General features: G+C 69.6%; 15 protein-coding genes and 1 pseudogene. 7 read left to right on the top strand and 9 right to left on the bottom strand.

Going from position 1 to position 14767, the window contains the following annotated elements; all coding sequences use genetic code 11:
• Positions 1 to 184 precede the first annotated feature (184 nt).
• Positions 185 to 1288, bottom strand: coding sequence for a S16 family serine protease (locus tag JWP54_RS01840; protein WP_297366484.1), 1104 nt, complete (start codon positions 1286 to 1288; stop codon positions 185 to 187).
• Positions 1289 to 1487: 199 nt separating this feature from the next.
• Here JWP54_RS01840 and JWP54_RS01835 point away from each other — a divergent pair, with 199 nt between their 5' ends.
• Positions 1488 to 2792 (top strand): zinc-dependent metalloprotease, encoded by a 1305-nt coding sequence (locus tag JWP54_RS01835; protein WP_297366488.1) that lies wholly within the window; start codon positions 1488 to 1490, stop codon positions 2790 to 2792.
• 49 nt (positions 2793 to 2841) lie between these two features.
• On the opposite strand, the gene JWP54_RS01830 is transcribed toward JWP54_RS01835, so the two are convergent.
• Together JWP54_RS01830 and JWP54_RS01825 are read right to left on the bottom strand one after the other, a co-directional pair.
• Entirely contained in the window at positions 2842 to 3555 is a 714-nt protein-coding gene (locus tag JWP54_RS01830) for a sugar-binding transcriptional regulator (RefSeq protein ID WP_297366482.1), read from the bottom strand.
• 63 nt (positions 3556 to 3618) lie between these two features.
• The gene (locus JWP54_RS01825; protein ID WP_297366480.1) at positions 3619 to 4848 is read right to left on the bottom strand and encodes a CynX/NimT family MFS transporter; all 1230 of its coding nucleotides are present in this window, start codon (positions 4846 to 4848) and stop codon (positions 3619 to 3621) included.
• A 23-nt stretch (positions 4849 to 4871) separates the two neighbouring features.
• On the opposite strand from JWP54_RS01825, the gene JWP54_RS01820 reads away from it, so the two are divergent.
• Complete coding sequence (locus JWP54_RS01820; RefSeq protein WP_297366478.1) at positions 4872 to 5552, top strand: maleylpyruvate isomerase family mycothiol-dependent enzyme; 681 nt, start codon at positions 4872 to 4874, stop codon at positions 5550 to 5552.
• Here JWP54_RS01820 and JWP54_RS01815 read toward each other — a convergent pair.
• The 5 genes from JWP54_RS01815 to JWP54_RS01795 form a co-directional block, all read right to left on the bottom strand.
• Complete coding sequence (locus JWP54_RS01815) at positions 5549 to 6490, bottom strand: bifunctional riboflavin kinase/FAD synthetase (protein ID WP_297366486.1); 942 nt, start codon at positions 6488 to 6490, stop codon at positions 5549 to 5551. The genes JWP54_RS01820 and JWP54_RS01815 overlap by 4 nt on opposite strands.
• A 17-nt stretch (positions 6491 to 6507) precedes the next feature.
• Entirely contained in the window at positions 6508 to 6972 is a 465-nt protein-coding gene (locus tag JWP54_RS01810; RefSeq protein WP_297366476.1) for a hypothetical protein, read from the bottom strand.
• A 69-nt stretch (positions 6973 to 7041) separates the two neighbouring features.
• On the bottom strand, positions 7042 to 7410 hold the full coding sequence (locus JWP54_RS01805) for a hypothetical protein (RefSeq protein ID WP_297366474.1): 369 nt from the start codon (positions 7408 to 7410) through the stop codon (positions 7042 to 7044).
• Positions 7407 to 8381: a tRNA pseudouridine(55) synthase TruB gene (gene truB / locus JWP54_RS01800; RefSeq protein ID WP_297366472.1), complete on the bottom strand. Its 975-nt coding sequence runs from the start codon at positions 8379 to 8381 to the stop codon at positions 7407 to 7409. Before truB ends, JWP54_RS01805 begins: the two co-directional genes overlap by 4 nt.
• 10 nt (positions 8382 to 8391) lie before the next feature.
• Entirely contained in the window at positions 8392 to 9069 is a 678-nt protein-coding gene (locus JWP54_RS01795; RefSeq protein WP_297366470.1) for a TetR/AcrR family transcriptional regulator, read from the bottom strand.
• Positions 9070 to 9229: 160 nt separating this feature from the next.
• Here JWP54_RS01795 and JWP54_RS01790 point away from each other — a divergent pair, with 160 nt between their 5' ends.
• Positions 9230 to 10630, top strand: a complete 1401-nt coding sequence (locus JWP54_RS01790; RefSeq protein ID WP_297366468.1) for an MFS transporter — start codon at positions 9230 to 9232, stop codon at positions 10628 to 10630.
• 35 nt (positions 10631 to 10665) lie between these two features.
• Positions 10666 to 11667 carry a ketopantoate reductase family protein gene (locus tag JWP54_RS01785; RefSeq protein WP_297366466.1) on the top strand — a complete coding sequence of 334 codons (1002 nt, stop codon included), beginning with the start codon at positions 10666 to 10668 and terminating at the stop codon, positions 11665 to 11667.
• Here the strand turns inward: JWP54_RS01785 and JWP54_RS01780 are convergent.
• Complete coding sequence (locus JWP54_RS01780) at positions 11651 to 12253, bottom strand: hypothetical protein (protein ID WP_297366464.1); 603 nt, start codon at positions 12251 to 12253, stop codon at positions 11651 to 11653. The two genes, JWP54_RS01785 and JWP54_RS01780, sit on opposite strands and share 17 nt — an antisense overlap.
• Before the next feature lie 23 nt (positions 12254 to 12276).
• Here JWP54_RS01780 and JWP54_RS01775 point away from each other — a divergent pair, with 23 nt between their 5' ends.
• From JWP54_RS01775 to JWP54_RS01765, 3 genes and pseudogenes are all read left to right on the top strand, one after another.
• Positions 12277 to 13206 (top strand): A/G-specific adenine glycosylase, encoded by a 930-nt coding sequence (locus JWP54_RS01775; protein WP_297366462.1) that lies wholly within the window; start codon positions 12277 to 12279, stop codon positions 13204 to 13206.
• 34 nt (positions 13207 to 13240) lie between these two features.
• The gene (locus tag JWP54_RS01770; RefSeq protein ID WP_297366460.1) at positions 13241 to 14512 is read left to right on the top strand and encodes a D-arabinono-1,4-lactone oxidase; all 1272 of its coding nucleotides are present in this window, start codon (positions 13241 to 13243) and stop codon (positions 14510 to 14512) included.
• A pseudogene (locus JWP54_RS01765) lies at positions 14505 to 14767 on the top strand (galactose mutarotase); the annotation flags it as partial. The gene JWP54_RS01770 and the pseudogene JWP54_RS01765, both read left to right, overlap by 8 nt.

Genomic DNA, 14767 nt, shown 5'->3' with positions numbered 1-14767 from the left:
GGCGATGATCGCTGCCGTGATGGCGAGCGGGGCACGGCTCCGACGTGGAGCGCTTCCGGCGGATGATGTGGTCACGAATTGGCCTCTTGCTCTGATAGATCGGGGGTCAGACCCTCATTCTATGCAGGCCTCCTCAGGGCAAACCCCCAGTTCGCTGAGGGCTCACCCAGAAGTGCCTTCGCTATCACTCCGCCGGGCAGGTGGGCAGGGCACTGGTGTCAGCGCCGGTGCGGACGGCGTCGAGGGCGGCGAGGGAATCATCGAGGGTGCTCACGGCCAGGACGGTCAGGCCGTCCGGGATGTGGCCGGTGACTTCGTCACAGTTCGCGGCGGGGGCCAGGAACCAGTCGGCGCCGGCGTCCTGGGCGCCGAAGAGCTTTTGGCGGATGCCGCCGATGGCGCCGACGGTGCCGGCCTGGTCGATGGTCCCGGTCCCGGCGACATCCGCGCCGCCCTGGATCGACCCGGGGGTGAGTTTGTCGATGATACCCAGCGCGAACATCATGCCGGCGCTCGGGCCGCCGACCTTGTCCAGCTGGATCTCCACTTCGAACGGGAACTTGTAGTCGGACTTGACGTTGATGCCGAGCACCACGGAGCCCTCCAGGTCGACCGGTGTCACGTCAACGCTCTGCTGGGCGCCGTCGCGGGTCAATCCGATGGTTGCGGTCATGTCGGCGCCGCTGTCCGCGAGCGCTTCGCGGAGCGCCGTGATGTCGGCCACCGATTCGCCGTTGACCGACTCGATCAGATCGCCGGGCTCGATCAGGCCGGCGGCGGGAGCGTCGTCGGCCAGCGACACCACACTCAGCTCACTCGGGTACTCGTAGTCCAGGCTGGTCAGCGCCGCCGCGATGGCGTCCTGCTGGGAGTTCACCATGGCGACCTGGTTGGCCTCGTCGCGGTCCTCGGTGGTTTCATCGGCCGGGAACACCGCCTCCATCGGAACGACGGCCTGGCTGGGGTCGAGCCAGGCGGCCGCGACGGTCAACCAGTTCAGGCGGTTGTCCGGGTTGCCCAGCACCGATACCGTCAGCAGGTCTAGGGAACCCTCCGTGGGATACACGGTCTGGTCCTCGATCGTGATGAGGTCGCGCTCCTCCCCCTCGTAGTCGGCAGCGCCGAGGGTGTTGTACACCGGCCCGGGCTTTTCGACCACGTACGGCGACGGCACGATGGCGAGCGTGAGGCCTGTGACCAGTGCGATGCCGAGCACCACCCAGCCCGTGCGGGAACCGCGGCGGGGTCGGCCGGAGCCTCGGGGTGCGTCATCGGTGAAGAGGGCCACCAGGCTCCTTTGTGCGGGTGAACGGGGTTCTCTGCAGTGTTCGCGACAGGCGGACACCGCAACAACCCAGCGTAGGTCATTTCCCAGTTCTGGCCGGGGTTCTCGGGCTAGCGTAGAGGCAAGCAACTGAGAGGTGCCTGAAGTGCCCGACGACTCCCGACCCGACGACGGTCAGAACCCAGAAGACGAATTCCAGGACATGCTCCGGGACATCCTGTCCGGCAAGTCCTCCATCGACCCGAGCCAACTCGCCGGTGCCGCCGGGCTTCCCAACGACCCCGCGAGCGTCGCCGCCCTGATGCAGCAGCTGCAGGGCGCCCTGCGCGCCGGCGGTGACGGCGGCATCAACTGGGACATCGCCCTCCAGCAGGGCCAGGAACGGGCCGCCGCCGCGCAGCACAGCACGACGCCGGCGCAGCGCGCCGAGCTGGAGCAGGCGTTCCACATCGCCGCACTCTGGCTCGATGACGTGATCTCGGTGGCCGAACTCACCGTCGAACCGAAGCTGATGACCCGCAAGGAATGGGTCACCGCGACCATGCCGCTGTGGAGCCAGCTGGCCGAGCCCGTCGCCACGAGCATCTCCGATTCGTTGACGAAGGTGCTCACCGAGCAGGCCCCCGAGGAGCTCAAGGGCATGCTCGCCGGCGCCAGCCAGATGATGCGCAACCTCGGCGGCACCCTCTTCGCCATGCAGCTCGGCCAGGTCGTCGGCCAGCTCTCCAGCGAGGTCGTCTCCGGCGGCGACATCGGCATCCCCCTGTTCGGCGACCAGCAGGCCGCCCTGCTCCCCCAGAACGTCGCCGAGTTCGGTGAGGGCTTGGACGTTCCCCACGACCAGGTGCAGATCTACCTGGCCGTGCGCGAACTCGCCCACGCCCGCCTGTTCCGGCACTCCCGGTGGCTGCGCCTGCACATGATCAGCTCGATCACCGACTTCGCGCACGGCATCAGCATCGACACCGACCGGCTGGAATCCCTCGCGGAGGGCTTCGATCCGGCCAACCCGGAGGAACTCCGTGACGCCATGGTCAACGGCTCGCTGATCCCGCCCAAGTCCGAAGCCCAGCTCGCGGCGCTCGGCCGGCTCGAGACCATGCTCGCGCTGGTCGAGGGCTGGGTCGACGTGGTCACCGTCGAGGCCACCAGCCGGCTCCCCCGGGCCGACGCCATCAATGAGACCGTCAAGCGCCGCCGCGCGTCGGGCGGCCCGGCCGAGTCGGCTTTCGCCACCCTGGTCGGCCTGGAGCTGAGGCCCCGCCGCCTCCGGGAGGCCGCCGCGATGTGGCAGGCCGTGACGGATGCCGTGGGCAACGAGGCCAGGGACGCCCTCTGGGCGCACCCCGACATCCTGCCCACCGCGGAGGACCTCGACGACCCGCAGGCCCTGGTGGCCCGCCTCACCTCGACCGCCAAGGGCGAGCCGCCGGTTTTGGACGATATCGACCAGGCCCTGGCCGACCTGCTCCGCGACGACAACCCCGATCGCCCGCACGAGGCGTAACCCCACCCGCGAGCAGGGCCCCAGAAACGCCCGCGTTGAGGGGTTCAGTTCACGGTTCGCGGGCTAGCAGGGCTTGGGCCGTGTCCTCGTCGGTGATCAACACCGTGCAGAGGCCGCTCAGGACCACCGAGCGGGCGTTGGCGTGCTTCCGAGCGCCGCCGATCACCGCGATGGCGGTTGCAGATCGGCGCAGGTGTCCGAGTGGAATGCCCAAGGTACGCTCGTTCAGCGCAGGGTCGACGATTTGGCCCGCGCTGTCGATGAACCGGCCGACGATATCGCCCACGGCGCCCTTGCGCACGAGCTCGGCGACCTGGTCGGGCGTGAGGTAGCCGCTCTCCACGTGCGCGGAACCGGCATCCGCCTGACCCGCGCTGAACAGGTAGGCCGACGCGGCCGACCCCATCTCCAGCACCGCGGCCACCGACCTGTCGGTTGCGATCGCCCGCTTGGTCTCGACCCGTTCGAGGATCGCGGGACTGGGCAACAGGGTGAACTGGCCGGCGCCATTCTGGGCGATGCTCACGGCGGTGACCGCGGCGGTGCCCGGCCGGGCGTTCAGGCTCACGTCGCCGTTGATTTGCACGACGTCGACCCCGCTCGCCCAGCCGGGCCTGAGCTGCACCGAGATGTCGTGCAGGGTTCGGCCCCAGCTGATGCCGAGAGTGCGCGGCACCGGGCGCAGGGCGGTGAGGTAATCCGCGGCGGCCTGGGCAGTGCGCTTCGTCAGGTCCTGCTCGTCCAGCACGCCCGCCGTCGACACCACGACGGCGTCGCCGGACCGGGCAACACGCGTTGATCATTCTGCTCGGATGAGCAGCACCCTTCAACGGCCGTGGCGCCGCTCCAGATCGTCCTCGAGCAGGTGCGGCCGCGCGATGACCGCGCCCGCCACGGAGATCGCCAGAGCGGTACAGATCAGGAAGATCAGCGGCGCGGTCCACCCCCCGGTGATCTCGTGCAACAGGGCGACACTGAGTGGGCCAATGGCGCCGAGGGTGTAGCCGACGCTCTGCACGAATCCGCTGAGCGCCACCGACCCGGCGTGGCTGCGGGTGCGCAGGTTGATCAGCACCAGGACCAGCGGAAACAACAGCGGCCCGCATCCGGCCATGACCACCCACAGCCAGGTCAGCGTCGCTGGCACCAGGAGCAGGCCGAGATCGCCGACCAGGAAGACGGCGACGCCCAGGTACACCAGGACGGCCACGTTCTTCATCCGGGCGGTCAGCCAGGGAATTAGCAGGGCGCAGGGAATCCCCATCGCCGCGTACACGGACAGCAAGGTGCCGGCCTGCGCCGGGGTCACCCCGGCGGTGTCGATGAGCAGCTGTGGCAGCCAGGCGAACATGGCGTAGGCATTGAGCGAGGACGCGGCGAACACCACCGCGAGTGCCCACGCGATGGAGGAGCGCCAGATCCGGCCGGCCAGCGCGGGTTCGGTTTCCTCGACGATCGACCCCGGGGCGACCTGCACCCGATGCCGCACGAACATCGTCAGCCAGGGCACGAGGGCGATCAGGACGGGCAACAGCCACAGCCCGAGCGAAATCCGCCAGCCGGCGGCATCCGATACCGGCACCGCGATCAGCGGCGGGAACAGGGTGCTCAGAGCCAGCGTCGTCACGTAGAGGGACGTGATCAGGCCGATCCGGTCGGGGAAGTACTTCTTCACCAGCGGCGGCAGCAGCACGTTGCCCACGCCGAGCCCGGCGAAGGTCACGACGCTGCCGATCATCAGCACGGTGAGCGACCCGGCGAGGCCGCGGGTGAGGTGCCCGATCAGCATCGCGGTGAGGGCGAGCACCAGCACGTTCTCCAGCCCGAGCCGGCGCGTGTACACCGGGGTGAAGATGCCGAAGACGGCGAAGCACACCGGGGGCAACATCCCGAGCACCCCGATGGCGGTCGCACTCAGCGGAACGTCGGCAGAGATCTGGCCGACGATCGGCGAGAGGCCGGCGACGGCGGTGCGCAGGGTGAAGGCGACCAGGATGATGCCGAGCAGCGCGAGGGTTCGCCCGGCCCACAGGGAACGGGGCGGGCTGAACGACACGTGACAAGTCTAGGCTGGTCCGCATGGCAGAATTCGCGCGGCACCTCCCCTTGAGCCTTCGAAGCGTCGGGAACGAGTCCGGGGTGAACGCGCGCTGGTCCGGGCATGTCGGAGCCACCATCACCGCAATCGCCGACCTGCTCGCCGGCCTGACCATCGAGCAGTGGGAGACGCAGAGCCTCTGCGGCGGGTGGCGGGTGCGAGACGTGGCGGGCCACCTGGTCTGGCGGCTGGGCAGCAGCAACCGGGAGCTGATCGGCAGCGCCGCCCGGGCCTACGTCGGTCAGCACCTGCGCCCGGCACGAGCCATCGACGCCGTGAGCCGGTTGGCGGGCGAGGCTCCGCCCGAACACCTCGTGGCGCGCCTGCGGGAGATCGCCGCCGCCAAGTCCGCCGGGGTCGGCCGGGGCGGCATCACCGAGCTGACCGAGGCAGTGGTGCACGGCCTCGACCTGGCGCAGCCGCTGGGCCTGGTCCTGCCCATCCACGCCACGGCCGGCGGTGCGGTGGCGTTGCGACGCAGCCTGATCGCGCCGACCGAGATCAAGGCGGTGCTGCGCACCCGCCGGCTGGTGGCGACGGATGCCGAATGGAGCGTCGGCCACGGTGCGCCGCTCGAGGGTACCGCCGCCGAGTTGATCCTGTTCCTGTTCGGCCGCGGGCCGCTGCCTGCGCAAACGCGGCCGGCCGCCCCTGCGCTCTAGTCCAGCGGACGATGCAGGATGGCGCGGGTCTTCACGACGTCGTCCTCGATCTGCTCGATCAGCGAGTCGATGCCGGTGAAGGCGACCATGCCGCGGATGTGCTCGACGAAGGACACCTCCACGACGTGGTCGTAGAGGTCGATGTCCTGGTCGAGGACGTAGGCCTCCACCTGCTTCTGCGGAACCCCGTCGAAGGTGGGGTTGTTGCCGATGGAGATGGCGGCGGGGTATCGCTTGCCGTCGTCGGTGAGCCAGCCGGCGTACACGCCGTCAGCGGGAACCAGCCCTTCAGAGTGCGGCGAGAGGTTCGCGGTGGGGAAGCCGAGCTCCCGGCCGCGGGCCGCGCCGTGCACCACTTCGCCGCGCACGGTCGGAGTGTGCCCGAGCAGGCGGGTCGCCGAGCGGACGTCCCCGGCGGCGAGCAGTTCCCGGATCCAAGTGGACGACACCCGGCGCTCCCCGTGCGGCATCACATCGTCGATCAGCCGCACGTCGAAACCGTACTGCCGGCCCAGGGCCGTGAGCAGGTCGGCGTCGCCGAGGCCACGGGCGCCGAACCGGAAGTCGCGGCCCACGGAGACGTGCCGCGCGTGCAGGGTGTTCACGAGGATGTCACGTACGAAGTCTTCCGGCGGCAGCGACGACAAGGCCGTGTCGAAGGCGAGCATCAGGGTGGCGTCGATGCCGGTCTCGGCGAGCAGGTCCAGCTTCTGCTGCACGCTGACCAGTTCGGTGGGGCACTTCTCGGGGTTCAGCAGGGCCAGGGGATGCCTGTCGAAGGTCACCACCACGGCGGCCAAGCCTTCCCGGCGGGCCAGGGTCCTGAGCTCGTTGATCACTGCGCGGTGTCCGGCGTGCACCCCGTCGAACTTGCCGATACTGACGGCGGAAGCCGGCCAGTCGGCGGGCACGGCGTCGACGCCGTTCAGCACCGCCATCGGCGTCGTCGAGGCGGTCATGCTGCGGCGCCGTCCCGGCCGGTGCGGGCGGGAGCGTGCTTGGCGAGCCACCACATGCCAAGGATCGGCAGGACCAGCGGGATGAACAGGTAGCCCCGCCCGTAGAACGACCAGACGGTGTCGTGCGGGAACAGCTGGGGATCGACGAGGCTGAGGGTACCGATGACGAGAACTCCGAGCAGTTCGAAAGTGATGGTGATCCAGGCCACCCGGTACCAGGCCGCACTCCGGTTGATGAGGGCGATCGTGGCGACGATGTACACCACGGCGGCCAGGGCGGACAGAGCGTAGGCGACGGGCGCCTCATCGAATTTGCTGACAATCTGCACGAAGGAGCGGCCGGTGGCCGCGAGCGCCAGCACGCCGTACACCATGATCAGCACACGTCCGATGCCGGTCACCCGGCCGGATGTGCTGGTGCCCGTGGCGTTGTCTCCGGTGTCGGTCTTCTGCTCATTCATCGCTCAGCAATTATCGCAGCATCTCAGGGCCTCGTGGAGCCGCGACGGGCGGTCGGCTGCCCCGGCGCCTCAGACGCCCTGTACCGTCCAGATCTGCAGCATCCGATAGACCATGACGGCCACCGACAGGCAGACGACCCCGAGGATCACGGTGCTCCAGCGGCTGCGCTCGATCAGCGCCCACGCTCCGCCGGCCAGCGGCAGCAGGATGGCACTGATCAGGTAGGTGTAGAACTCGAGCAGGCTGCCGGTTGCCTCGTTGCCGGCGATCGGGGCCACAATGGCGACGACGAGTTGCACGATCAGGAGCAGTTCGACCAGGGCGGTGGCGCCCATGCTCAGGTCGCTGGGCCGACGGCCCGCAAATCCGAGGCCAAGGCACAGCAGACCGCCGGCAACGGCGATGGCCAGTTGCAGGTAGGTGAACCACTCGATCACGGGGTCTCCTCCGCTTCCGCCGCCTCGGCCGGCTGTGCGGCCGACGGAGGGGGATCGTCCGGTGGGAAGTTCACGATGGACTTCGCCTCGCCGGCCCGGTACTCCGCCAGGCCGATGAGGCGGCCGTGCGGGTCGATGGCGGCGACGGGGCCACCGTCGACGGCGCCATCCGGGGCGGCGATCCGTTTGCCCTGGCTGAGCTCGAGGGCCTGTTGCTCGTCCAGGTCGAGCCGGTCGAAAAGCCGGCTGGCCGCATCCGCCGGCCCGATCAGGGCGCGGGCCACATCGAGCCGATCGAGCGGATCGGCGGCGTCGATGCCGAACGGGCCGATGCGGGTGCGGCGGAGGCTGGTGAGGTGCCCCCCGACGCCGAGCCCGGCGCCGAGGTCGCGGGCCAGCGCCCGGATGTAGGTGCCGGAGGAACACACCACGCGCACGCGGAGGTCCAGGAACCCGTCGACCGGGGTGCTGCTGACCAGTTCGAACTCGGTCACGGTGACCGGCCGGGCCGGCAGCTGCACGTCCTCACCGGCGCGCACCCTGGCATAGGCGCGCTTGCCGTCCACCTTGATCGCGCTCACAGCACTGGGCCGCTGGCTGATCTCGCCGGTGAGCGCCTGGATTCCCGCCGTGACGGCGCCCGCAGCCAGGGCGGCGACGGTCTCGGCGGGGGCCCGGGTGAGCTCCTCCCCCTCCGCGTCGTCGGTGCTGGTCGCTGCGCCCAGCCGGATGGTGGCCAGGTACTCCTTGTCCAGGCCCACCACATAGGTAAGCAGCCGAGTAGAGCTGTTGATGCCGAGGATCAGCAGACCCGTCGCCATGGGGTCGAGGGTGCCGGCGTGGCCGACCTTGCGGGTGTTGGCCAGCCGTCGGGTGCGGGCGACCGCGTCGTGGCTGGTCCAGCCCTGCGGCTTGTCGATCAACACGAGGCCGCTCGCGGTGCTGCTCGGCTTACGGCGGGGGGCGTTCACTGGTGGTCCTTCACTGCTGCGGGGTCTGCGTTCCGGCGTGCTCGGCCGGCGCTGCGGCGGTCGCACTGAGCACCACGTCGAGCTTGCCACGAAACGCGCAGCGCATCAGCTCTGCCGCGGCCTCGTCGTCGTCATAGACATCGGGCAGGCGGATGGCCAGCAGGGTGTTGAACAGCATCCCCTCGGCCAGGAAGCCACGGATCTCCTCCGGCGGGAATCCGGCCTCGTCACGCATCATCCGGTAGATCTCAAGGAACCCGGCCCTGGCCTTGGCACCGATGACCGGATTGTGGCCGCTGATGAAGGCCTGCATGAGCGAGAGCAGGATGCCACGGTCTTCGATCAGGTCGACATAGGCGGCGCCCAGCCGGGCCGAGAGCAATTCGATCTCATCGTCGCCGCGTTCGCGGGGTTCGGCGATGATCTGCCGGAATCCGGTGATCAGCCGGTCGAGCGCCCGGGCCAGTACCTCCAGGAATAGGTTCTCCTTGGTGCCGAACATCCGCACCACGTATGGCTGGCTGATTCCGGCGGCGCGGGCCACCTGGTCGGTCGTCGCGCCGGAGTAACCCCGCTCCCCGAACACGACGCTGGCCGCGGCCAGGATCTGCTCGCGGCGCTCCGCGGCCGGGATCCGCTCGATAGGTGGGGTCAGCTCCGTGCCGGATGTCTCGTTCACGCTTGACATGTTATCAGTCGATAACTACTCTCGAGTTTTGTAATCATTCGATTACAACAATTTGCGCTCTTCCTGAAGGAGAACCCATGACCAGCACCTCCGCTCCGCCCGCCTGGGCCCGCCTGGGCCCGCCTGGGCCCGCCTGGGCCGGGTACCCGTCTGGCTCGCGGTGGTCGCCGCATCGCTGCCCATGTTCATGGCCACCCTCGACAATCTCGTGGTCACCAGCGCCCTCCCGGTGATCAATGCCGATCTCTCCGCCTCCATCGAGGAGCTGCAGTGGGTCGTGAACGCCTACTCGCTCAGCTTTGCCACGTTCATGTTGATGGCCGTCGCCATCGGCGACCGCTTCGGCCGCCGAAGCGTGTTCCTGGCGGGCATCGCACTCTTCACTGCAGCTTCCGCGCTCTGTGCGGTCAGCGTCGAGCCGTGGATGCTGATCTCGGCGCGCGCCCTTCAGGGCGTGGGCGCCGCGGCGCTCATGCCACTGTCCCTCACGTTGCTCGTCGGGTCGGTGGCCGACCGGTTCCGGCCGGCGGCCATCGGCATCTGGGGTGGCATCGCCGGCCTCGGCGTGGCCCTCGGCCCGCTCATCGGCGGCGCCGTGGTCGAGGGATGGAATTGGCAGGCCATCTTCTGGCTGAATGTTCCCCTCGGCGTGGTCTCGGTCTCCCTGGCCCTCCTGGCGCTGCCCAACAGCTTCGGTGCGCGCCTCCGCGCCGACGTGGTGGGCCTCCTGCTGGCCGGCGGCGGCGTGTTCGGCGTCGTCTACGGAATCGTGCGCGGAAACGAGGCCGGCTGGACCAGCACCGAGGTGCTCAGCGCGCTCGTCGGTGGCGGCATCCTGCTGCTGACCTTCGTCTGGTGGGAGGGCCGGGCATCCGCCCCGCTGCTGCCGCTGCGACTGTTTCGCGGCCGGAGTTTCACAATTGCCAACCTCGTGGGTGTCACCTTCAGCTTTGGCATCTTCGGGTCGATCTTCATCCTCATCCAGTTCCTGCAGATCGTGCAGGGCCACAGTCCGCTCGAAGCCGGGATCATGACGATGCCGTGGACCTTGGCGCCCATGATCGTGGCACCGCTGACGGGCATGCTCAGCCCCCGAACCGGCACCCGGCTCCCGATCGTGCTGGGGCTGGCCCTGCTTGCGGTTGCGATGGCCTGGATCGCGCTGAAGATGTCGGTCGACGTCGAATACGGCGAGTTCGTCGGCGCCTTCGTGCTCGCCGGACTCGGCATGGGGCTGGTCTTCGCGCCGAGCTCAACGGCCGTGCTCGCGAACATGGTGCCGGACGACCACGCCAAGGCCACCGGCACGAATTCCACCTTCCGTGAGATCGGCGTGGCGCTCGGTATTGCGGTGCTCACGGCGGTCTTCACCGGCAACGGCGGGGAACTGACGCCGACCGGATACGTGGATGCCGCGATCCCGGCCGTCATGGTGGGAGCCGCCGTGCTCGCCGCTGCGTCGCTCATCGCGCTCGCGCTCCCGTCCGGTCGCCGGGCGGCCCTCGCACCGGCTCCTGCCCCGGCGCCACTACCGGCCCAGTCCGCCCTGGTCGGCGGCTAGTCACGGCGGCTCGACCGGGCTCCTAGGCTGTGATCATGAGAATTGCTGTGATCGGTGCCGGCGCCCTCGGCGGAACCTTCGCCACCCTGCTCAGCGTCGCCGGCCATGACGTCACGGTCACCGCGCGCGGCGCCGGTCTCCACGCGATCCGGGAGCGCGGCATCCGGCTGGAGGGCGGTTTCGGCATGGCTACCGCGCACCCCACCGCCCTTGAACGGCTGGCGGAGACGCCGGAGTTGGCCCTGGTGTGCACCAAGGCGCAGGATGCCGAAGCCGCCATCCGGGACAACGCCACCGTGCTCGACGGGGCCGCGGTCATCGTGATCCAGAACGGCCTCGACGGGGTCGACACCGCCCGGCGGCTGCTCCCTGGCTCCGAGTGCTTCGGCGCGTTGTCGATCGTCGCCGCCAATTACACCGAGCCGGGTCTCGTCACCGTCACCACGGCGGCGCCCACCTACCTGGGTCGTGGCAGAGGACCGGCCGACGCCGCCACCCGCCGCTGGCAGGCCGTGCTGGCCGCGGCCGTGCCGTGCGCCGCGATCGATGACTTCGTCGGCTCCCAGTGGACCAAGCTGGTCGTCAACATGCTCAACGCCCTGCCCGCGATCACCGGGCTGAGTGTGCAGGCGGTCGTCGCCCACCCCGGGCTTCGTCGGGTGATGACGCTGAGCATGCGCGAGGCAGTGCGGGTCGGCATGCGCCGCGGCATCCGGTTCGGTGCCATGCAGGCGCTCGGACACCGCCGCTTGCGGGCGTTCTCCCTGCTCCCGGCCTGGGCGGGGCAGCTGTTGCCGCTGATGATGCGAGCGCGCATGGGCGCGGTGCCCAACCTGGGCTCCACTCTGCAGAGCGTCACTCGAGGCCAGCGCACCGAGGTCGATTTCCTCAACGGTGCCGTTGTGCGGGAAGCCGTCGCAGCCGGCGTCGACGCCCCCGTGAACCGGATGCTGACCGCCCTGGTGCACGAGGTGGAGGGCCGCGGCGCGTTCCTGGACCCGGTCGAGGTGCTGGAGCGGTTCAGCAGGAGTCGCTGAACACCCGCTGCGGCTGGTGCCGCTCGCTGAGGTCGATCACGGCCGACGCCACCTGACGGGGACGCTCCTCGCGCTGGTAGAGGTAGTCGGCCTCGGAGGTGGCTTCGCTCTCGAGCAGGATTCGGTAGTTCCAGCCGTCCCGCAGCTCACCGCGGAGGGCGAACTCACCGTCGATCACCAGGAACGCATCCGCCGGGGCGGTCGTCCACGTCGGCTCGACCCAGGTGTCGCGGTCCGGGTCGAACACCTGGCGAACGAAGGCCGTGCTGCCACCGAGCCGGAACGGCTCAAGCAGCACGCGGCGAAGCGCCGAGTAGTCGTAGCCGTGCCGGTAGAACCGCTCGGGGGTGTCGGCGCCGAACCTGGCCTGCTCCTGGCGGGAACGCTGGAAGTAGCGCAGGGACGCCCGGAACGCGGGCTTGTCCGCTTCGTCGAACACGGCCGCGAGGTCATCGGCGAAAGCGGTGCGAGCGGCGTGGTCGGCACCGTCCACCGCAACGATCACCCGGCCCCGGCCGTTCAGGTTGAGGATCTCGGCCGCGAGGGTGCGCAGGTACTCGACGCGTGGGGTGGAAACGAGCTTCATGAATCGAGCCTAGGTTAGATCCGATGAACCTCACAGTCCGCCCCGACGCCACCGGCAGCGCCGCACCGAACTCCGCGGCTGATCCCGCCCTCAGCGATGCCATCAGCGCCTGGTTCGCCGAGAACGCCCGAGACCTGCCCTGGCGCCGGGACGGATTCAGCGCCTGGGGCACCCTAGTCAGCGAGTTCATGCTGCAGCAGACCCCGGTGAACCGGGTCATCCCGCGCCTGGCCGAGTGGATGGAACGCTGGCCGACCCCGGCCGACCTAGCCTCCGTGCCACCCGGGGAGGCCGTGCGGGCCTGGGCCAGTCTCGGCTACCCGCGCCGGGCGTTGTGGCTGCACGCTGCGGCGGTGCAGATCACCGACCGGCACGGCGGGGTCGTGCCGGAGGACGTGGACGAACTGCTCGCCCTGACCGGTATCGGCGACTACACGGCCAGGGCAGTCGCGGCCTTTGCATACGGCCACCGGCATCCGGTGGTCGACACCAACACCCGTCGGGTACTTGCCAGGGCCGTGGCCGGGCAGGCCGAGCCGGCACCGCCGAGCCGTCGGGACCTGGCCGCCATGTCGGCGCTCCTGCCGGCCGACCCCGTCCCGGCCGCCGTGTTCAACGCCGCGATCATGGAATTGGGCGCCGTGGTGTGCACCAGCCGGAGCCCGCACTGCGAGGCCTGCCCGGTGCGGGACGCCTGTGCTTGGCGTGCGGCAGGTTATCCGGAGTACACGGGGCCCAAGAAGGCGGTGCAGAAGAAGTTCGAGGGCAGCGACCGGCAGGTGCGCGGGCTGATCATGGCCGAGCTGCGCTCCACCCACCATCCGGTCACCGCCGCCGAGGTCGAAAGTCTCTGGTCGGATGCCGGGCAACGCGATCGCGCGCTGGCCGGGCTCCTCGCCGACGGCCTCGCCGTCACCATCGAACCGGGGCTGTACGCTCTTTCGCAGGGGTGAAAACCCCGCGCTTCCTCCTACAGAAATGGTTTCAATGAAGAACTGGGCCGGCAACGTCGAGTATTCGACGGACGACATCAGGCACCCCACCACGGCGGCCGAGGTGGCAGAAATCGTGACAGCGGTCGCCGACGCCGGCGGCCAGGTCAAGGCCCTGGGTTCGCGGCATTCCTTCTCCATCATCGCCGACACCGAGGGCACCCTCGTGGCCCTGGATCGGCTGGTCGAGGAGCCCGCCCTGCAGTTCGACGCGGACGGCTCCGCCGTGAGTGTGCGGGTCGGCGCCGGCAGCACCTACGCGCAAGTCGGCGCATTCCTGGCCGCCCACGACCTGGCCCTGCCCAACCTCGCCTCGCTGCCACACATCTCGGTCGCCGGCGCCGTGCAGACCGGCACCCACGGTTCGGGTGTTCGCAACGGGTCGCTGGCCTCCTCCGTGTTGGCACTGGAGATCGTGCGAGCCTCCGGGCAGCTCGAGATCGTGCGCGAGCACGACCCCGACTTCGCCCCGTCGGTCGTCGGCCTCGGCGCCGTCGGCATCGTCACCGCGGTCACTCTCAGGGTGCAGCCGCACTTCCAGATCTCCCAGTACGTGCACGAGGGCCTGACCTGGACGGCTGCCCTCGCCAACTGGGCCGCCATCATGGCCAGCGGCTACAGCGTCAGCGTGTTCACCACCTTCCAGGGCGAGAACACCCACCAGATCTGGTCGAAGCGCCGTCTCGACGTGGACGGCCCCGAGTTCGACCTGACCGCGCTCGGCGCCACCGAAGCGACCGTCGCGCTGCACCCGTTGCCCGGCGTCTCCGCCGAGAGTGTCACAGGGCAGCTGCGCGAGCCGGGGCCATGGAACGAGCGGCTCGCGCATTTCCGCTCCGAGTTCCAACCCAGCCACGGCGAAGAGATCCAGTCCGAATACCTCATTCCCGCCGAGCACGCCGTCGTGGCGATCACCGCGCTGCGCGCGATCGGTGCCCGCATCGCGCCGCTGCTGCACATTTCGGAACTCCGCAGCGTCGCGGCGGACACCGCCTGGCTGAGCCCGAGCTACGCTCGCGACTCGCTGGCTATCCACTTCACCTGGAAGCCGCTGGCCGCCGAGATCCTGACGGTTCTGCCGCTGATCGAGCACACCCTCGAACCGTTCGCGCCGCGCCCGCACTGGGGCAAGGTCGCCACCATGTCCCCTGCCCGGCTCCGCCGTGCCTACCCCCGCCTCGATGACTTCGCGGCGCACGTACGGCGGGTCGACCCCGCCGGCCGCTTCGAGAACGCCTACCTGAAACGAGTCCTCTCCCATGACTGACGCCGCAATCGCCGCTTCCACCACGCAGGACCCGGATGCCCCCGGGCTGCCACTGTCCGGCCTGCAGTTCACCATCAGCCACGGCGGCTACTCGGCCACCATCGCCAGTGTCGGTGCGAGCCTTCGCCTTCTCACCTGGAACGGCCGCGACCTGGTGGTGCCGTTCGCCGCCGACGAGGTGCGCCCCGGCTACCGTGGCGCCGTCCTGGCCCCCTGGCCCAACCGCGTGGTCGACGGCAGCTACACCTTCGACGG

Origin of the sequence: Cryobacterium sp., from assembly GCF_025463825.1 — a bacterium.
Taxonomy (GTDB): Bacteria; Actinomycetota; Actinomycetes; order Actinomycetales; family Microbacteriaceae; genus Cryobacterium.
The sequence above is the reverse complement of the archived record's forward strand: the minus strand, read 5'-3'. Positions and strand labels throughout refer to the sequence as shown.

Excerpts from the sequence above, each read along its gene's own strand:
- JWP54_RS01835 (WP_297366488.1), top strand. The coding sequence starts at position 1,488 with ATGCTCCGGGACATCCTGTCCGGCAAGTCCTCCATCGACCCGAGCCAA.
- JWP54_RS01820 (WP_297366478.1), top strand. The coding sequence starts at position 4,872 with ATGGCAGAATTCGCGCGGCACCTCCCCTTGAGCCTTCGAAGCGTCGGG.
- JWP54_RS01815 (WP_297366486.1), bottom strand. The coding sequence starts at position 6,490 with ATGGCGGTGCTGAACGGCGTCGACGCCGTGCCCGCCGACTGGCCGGCT.
- JWP54_RS01810 (WP_297366476.1), bottom strand. The coding sequence starts at position 6,972 with ATGAATGAGCAGAAGACCGACACCGGAGACAACGCCACGGGCACCAGC.
- JWP54_RS01795 (WP_297366470.1), bottom strand. The coding sequence starts at position 9,069 with ATGTCAAGCGTGAACGAGACATCCGGCACGGAGCTGACCCCACCTATC.
- JWP54_RS01785 (WP_297366466.1), top strand. The coding sequence starts at position 10,666 with ATGAGAATTGCTGTGATCGGTGCCGGCGCCCTCGGCGGAACCTTCGCC.
- JWP54_RS01780 (WP_297366464.1), bottom strand. The coding sequence starts at position 12,253 with ATGAAGCTCGTTTCCACCCCACGCGTCGAGTACCTGCGCACCCTCGCG.
- JWP54_RS01775 (WP_297366462.1), top strand. The coding sequence starts at position 12,277 with ATGAACCTCACAGTCCGCCCCGACGCCACCGGCAGCGCCGCACCGAAC.
- JWP54_RS01770 (WP_297366460.1), top strand. The coding sequence starts at position 13,241 with ATGAAGAACTGGGCCGGCAACGTCGAGTATTCGACGGACGACATCAGG.